Source organism: Burkholderia sp. 3C, assembly GCF_054589155.1.
Genome location: NZ_BAAILN010000120.1, coordinates 55,641 through 59,909 on the forward strand (window position 1 = coordinate 55,641; position 4,269 = coordinate 59,909).

Sequence of the window (4,269 nt, forward strand, 5' to 3'; positions counted from 1 at the left end):
CCGCTGCCCGCCATGATCAATCTGCTCGACCGCATCTGGAACCTGCTCGACGAAGGCGCGAACGCAGGCCGCGAGCGCTCGCCGTTCACGATGCTGCAGGCGGCCACGCTCGGCCTCGACGGCGCGCCGCAGGTGCGCACCGTGGTGCTGCGCGGCGTGGATCGCGCGGCCCGCACGCTGATGTTCCATACCGACGCGCGCTCGGCCAAGGCCGCCGAAATCGCCCGCGACGGCCGCCTCGCGCTGGTCGGCTGCGATCTCGCCAACGGCTTGCAGATCCGCGCCGAAGGCGTCGCCAGCCTGCGCGCGAGCGAAGCCGAGCGGCTCGCGATCTGGCGATCGAGCCGGCCGCGCACGCTGATCCTCTATCGCGCGCCGCTGCCGCCGGGCACGCCGGTGGCCGAGCCGACCGACGCACATCCGCCGGCCGCGCCGGACGGGGCCGAGATCGATGCGATGGAAGGGTTCGCGCAGTTTGCCGTGATCGACGTGCGCATCGACGCGATCGACTGGCTCGATCTGGCGGCGGATGGCCACCGCCGCGCACGCTTCGTGTATGACGCGGAGGGTGGGCAAGGCGCTGGAGGCGCCGGGAATGCTGCGGGCATCGGAAGCATCGGGAGCACGCAAGGCGTGGCGAACACACGGAGCGCGGATGGCGCACAAGGCTGGCGAGGCGGCTGGGTCGCGCCCTGAGCGTCCTGAGCGTCCTGAGCGTCCTGAGCGTCCTGAGCGTCCTGAGCGTCCTGAGCGTCCTGAGCACCCTGAGCACCCTGAGCACCCTGAGCACCCTGAGCACCCTGAGCACCCTGAGCACCCCGAGCACCCCGAGCACCCTGAGCACCCCTGAACCGTCCTGAGCGACCCAGCGCACCGCCTGCCCCACTCAGATCCGCAACGCGTCCGTCCCATGGCTGCGCCGATCCTGATCTCGCTGCGCAAGCAGCCATTCGCGCAACGCGCGCCGCGCCTCGGTGTCGGCCGCCGCTTGCGGATACACCACATAGAAACCGAGCGACAACGGGAACGAAAAATCGAGCACGCGGCGCAGCCGCCCGGCCGCGATGTCGCGCTCGACCAGCGGCTCGCTCATCAGCGCGATGCCTTGCCCGTCGATGGCCGCGTCGATCGCCAGCGACGACTGGTTGAAACGCGGCCCCTTGCCCGCGTCGACACCCGGCCCCGCCGCCAGCGCATCGAGAAACTCGGGCCACAGGTCATGCGCATCGTGCAGCAGCACATGCGCGGCCAGATCGCTGCCGCATCGCACCGGCGGCGAAGCGTCGAGCAGCACCGGCGCGGCCACCGCGAACACGTCGAGCGGAAACAGCAGCTCGGCCGCCAGCCCCTTGCCGAACGGCGGCTTGCCGAGCCGGATCGCGATATCCACGCCGTCGCCGCGAAACGTCGCCAGTTTTTCATCGGCGATCACCCGCACTTCCAGCGTCGGATGCGATTCGCGCAAACGCGCGAGACGTGGAATCAGCCACTTCGACGCGAACGACGGCGCGGTGGTGATGGTCAGCGTCGAGGCCTGGCGGGTCAGCGTATCGGTTGCGTCCGCAACGATCGTGAAAGCACGCTGCACGGCCGGGAAATAGGCGCGGCCATCGGCCGTCAACGCGAGCCCGCGCGGCAGCCGCTCGAACAACCGGCGCTGCAGCACGTCCTCCAGGTGGCGCACCTGCTGCGCCACAGCGCCTTGCGTCACGCCGATCTCTTCGGCGGCGAGCCGGAAATTGAGGTGGCGCGCGGCGGCCTCGAACGCGCGCAGGGCGTTCAGCGGCGGCAGGCGGTGGTGGCGAGCGGAGCGCGACATGATGGGCGGCGAACAGGGCAAAAGGCGGGGCGGCGCGAAGCAGGCATTCTAGCGCCGGCCGGGCGTCGCGCCCCGGCAAGGCAAGCAGCGCCGGGGCACGAAGCCCACGCGATCGTGCCGGCAACATCGAGCAAACCGAATCATCGAACCGCGTTTTTCGCCCCGCCTCCGGGCTGGTAGACTTGCACACGGCGCAAACAGCGCCGCCACGCAGGCAGGGTGCTCGGCGCCCGCGCGAGCGTCGGAACCGTCCGCCACGGCGGACGGCGGGGTCCGACGGCGTGCCGCCTCTTCGAGGCACGGCATGCAAGCCACCTCCATCGCCTGTCCGATTCCAAATAAGCGCCGCCGGCTCGCCGTGTGCCGGCCGCGATCCGACGAAGGTACGTCAAGTGCAGAGCAGGACCGAAGTGTATTCGTTGCCTCGCGGGCGGCTGGCGAGATGGCTGGCCGAACCGGGCCAGGACATGCCGCCGGAAATCCGCGTCGCGCTCGTCGGCACCCTGTTCGGCACGCTGCCGATCTTCTTCGGCGGCGTATTCAATACCATCGCCGTGGCCTGGGCGCTCGAATCGCGTCACCCTTCGCTGCCGTTCCGCATCTGGCTGATCGGCGAAATCCTGATCTGCGCGATCCGCCTGGTGGTGCTGGTGCTGTCGCGCCGCCGCGCGCTCCAACACCGCGATACCCCCACCGACCTTTATCTGAACCTCGCGCCGCTGTGGGGCGCATCGGTGGGCTATGGCGCGTTCATCAGCGCGTTGAGCGGCGACTGGGTGGCGGCCACGCTCTCGTTCCTGTCGGCCGCCGCGATGGTGGGCGGCATCTGCTTCCGCAATTTCGCCGCGCCGCGGCTGGTCGCCGTGATGATCGTGCTGTCGCTCGGCCCGTGCGCGCTCGGCTCGCTGCTGTCGGGCGAAAAGGTGCTGTGGCTGTCGCTGATCCAGATCCCGTTCTACCTGTTCGCGATGAGCGTCGCCGCGCGCCGCCTCAACGCGATGCTGATCTCCACCATGAAGGCCGAGCGCGAGAACAACCACCGCGCGCATCACGACATGCTGACCGGCCTGCTCAACCGCGCCGGCCTGTTCCAGGCCGCCAACGGCAAGGTGCGCACGCGCATGCGCGCCGGCATGACGCTGTTCTATCTCGACCTCGACGGCTTCAAGCCCGTCAACGACGCCTACGGCCACGAGGCCGGCGACATGCTGCTCGCGCAGGTGGCCGAACGGCTGCGCCGGCTCGCTGGCAAGGACGCGCTGGTGGCGCGCATGGGCGGCGACGAATTCGTGATCGTCGACGAATGCGACGCGTACGGCACGCCGCGCGACTTCGCCCGCACCATCGCGCTGGAAATCGCCAAGCCGATCGAACTGGGCGGCGACATCGTCGCGACGGTCGGCGCGAGCGTCGGCATCGCGCCCGTCACGGCCCGCGACACCGATATCGACACGCTGCTGCGCATCGCCGACGCGGCGATGTACGACGCCAAGCGCAACAACAAGCGCGGCGACACCGAAACCGCTGCCTGAGCGTCGGCCCCAGCGCGATTCGGCTCGCGCCCTTGCTTCCATGACCGCAACAAGTCGGCGCGCGCCCTGCGTCGCGGCCGCGCCACGGCGGGCCGTGACGGCTCGCTTCCACGGTAGGCTGTGCGTCTCGCCCGGTTTCCCGCCCCGCGCCGCCTGACGCGCCCGGCGGGATGCGACGCTCGATCTCCGGGCGCGCCGGCCAGCCCGGGCGACCACAGGACGCCCGAGGCATGAGCGCAAAAAAGCAAGGCATCGTCGACACCGCCACTCGCCTGTTCGCCGCCCACGGCTATCACGCCGTCGGGATCGACCGGATCATCAAGGAATCGGCCGTCGCCAAGATGACGCTGTTCCGCCATTTCCCCTCCAAGCACGACCTGATCTGCGAGGTGCTGTCGCAGCGGGCCGGCGCCACGCGGCAATCGATGGCCGACGCGGCCGGCGCGCACGGCACCGCCGTCGAGCGTCTGCGCGCGGTGTTCGACTGGCACCACGGCTGGTTCACCTCGCCCGATTTCACGGGCTGCCTGTTCGTGGGCGCGTGGTCGGAATTCCACGGCGATAACGGCGATAACGGCGAGCCGGCCCGTCTCGCGCTCGCGCAAAAGGCAGGCTTGCGCCGCTTCATGCAGGATCTGCTCGGCGAACTCGTTGCGCCGGCCGAGGCCGGGCCGCTCGCGCGGCAGCTCGTGATGTTGCTGGATGGGGCGATCCTCGCGGCCACCGCGGGCGAGCGCGAGCAGGCTGCCGGCGACGCGTGGCAAGCCGCCGAATGCCTGATCGCCGCGCGCAGCCGCAAGCCAGCGCACGAGGCCGTGGCGTTCGAATAAGGTGGATCGAGGGGGGGCCGATACCGGGTGCGCGTTGCCGCGCGCCGGGGCTTGCCCGGCGCGCGGGGCGCGGTCTCTCAGGCTCCAG

The 4,269-nt window shown here is 70.4% G+C and carries 4 protein-coding genes; 3 read left to right on the plus strand and 1 reads right to left on the minus strand.

Annotated features, from left to right (window positions below; all coding sequences use genetic code 11):
• The first annotated feature begins 12 nt into the window (after positions 1 to 12).
• On the plus strand, positions 13 to 696 hold the full coding sequence (locus ACYP33_RS24270; RefSeq protein ID WP_459624257.1) for a pyridoxamine 5'-phosphate oxidase family protein: 684 nt from the start codon (positions 13 to 15) through the stop codon (positions 694 to 696).
• A 190-nt stretch (positions 697 to 886) separates the two neighbouring features.
• On the opposite strand, the gene gcvA is transcribed toward ACYP33_RS24270, so the two are convergent.
• Entirely contained in the window at positions 887 to 1,819 is a 933-nt protein-coding gene (gcvA, locus tag ACYP33_RS24275; protein ID WP_459624254.1) for a transcriptional regulator GcvA, read from the minus strand.
• 392 nt (positions 1,820 to 2,211) lie between these two features.
• On the opposite strand from gcvA, the gene ACYP33_RS24280 reads away from it, so the two are divergent.
• Both ACYP33_RS24280 and ACYP33_RS24285 read left to right on the plus strand, forming a co-directional pair.
• Positions 2,212 to 3,351: a diguanylate cyclase domain-containing protein gene (locus ACYP33_RS24280; protein WP_414440792.1), complete on the plus strand. Its 1,140-nt coding sequence runs from the start codon at positions 2,212 to 2,214 to the stop codon at positions 3,349 to 3,351.
• 230 nt (positions 3,352 to 3,581) lie between these two features.
• Positions 3,582 to 4,181, plus strand: a complete 600-nt coding sequence (locus ACYP33_RS24285; protein WP_459624255.1) for a TetR/AcrR family transcriptional regulator — start codon at positions 3,582 to 3,584, stop codon at positions 4,179 to 4,181.
• The last annotated feature ends 88 nt before the right edge of the window (positions 4,182 to 4,269 follow it).

What these genes read in the sequence shown, in the direction of transcription:
- ACYP33_RS24270 (WP_459624257.1), top strand. Translation starts at nt 13, where the DNA reads ATGATCAATCTGCTCGACCGCATCTGGAACCTGCTCGACGAAGGCGCG.
- gcvA (WP_459624254.1), bottom strand. Translation starts at nt 1,819, where the DNA reads ATGTCGCGCTCCGCTCGCCACCACCGCCTGCCGCCGCTGAACGCCCTG.
- ACYP33_RS24285 (WP_459624255.1), top strand. Translation starts at nt 3,582, where the DNA reads ATGAGCGCAAAAAAGCAAGGCATCGTCGACACCGCCACTCGCCTGTTC.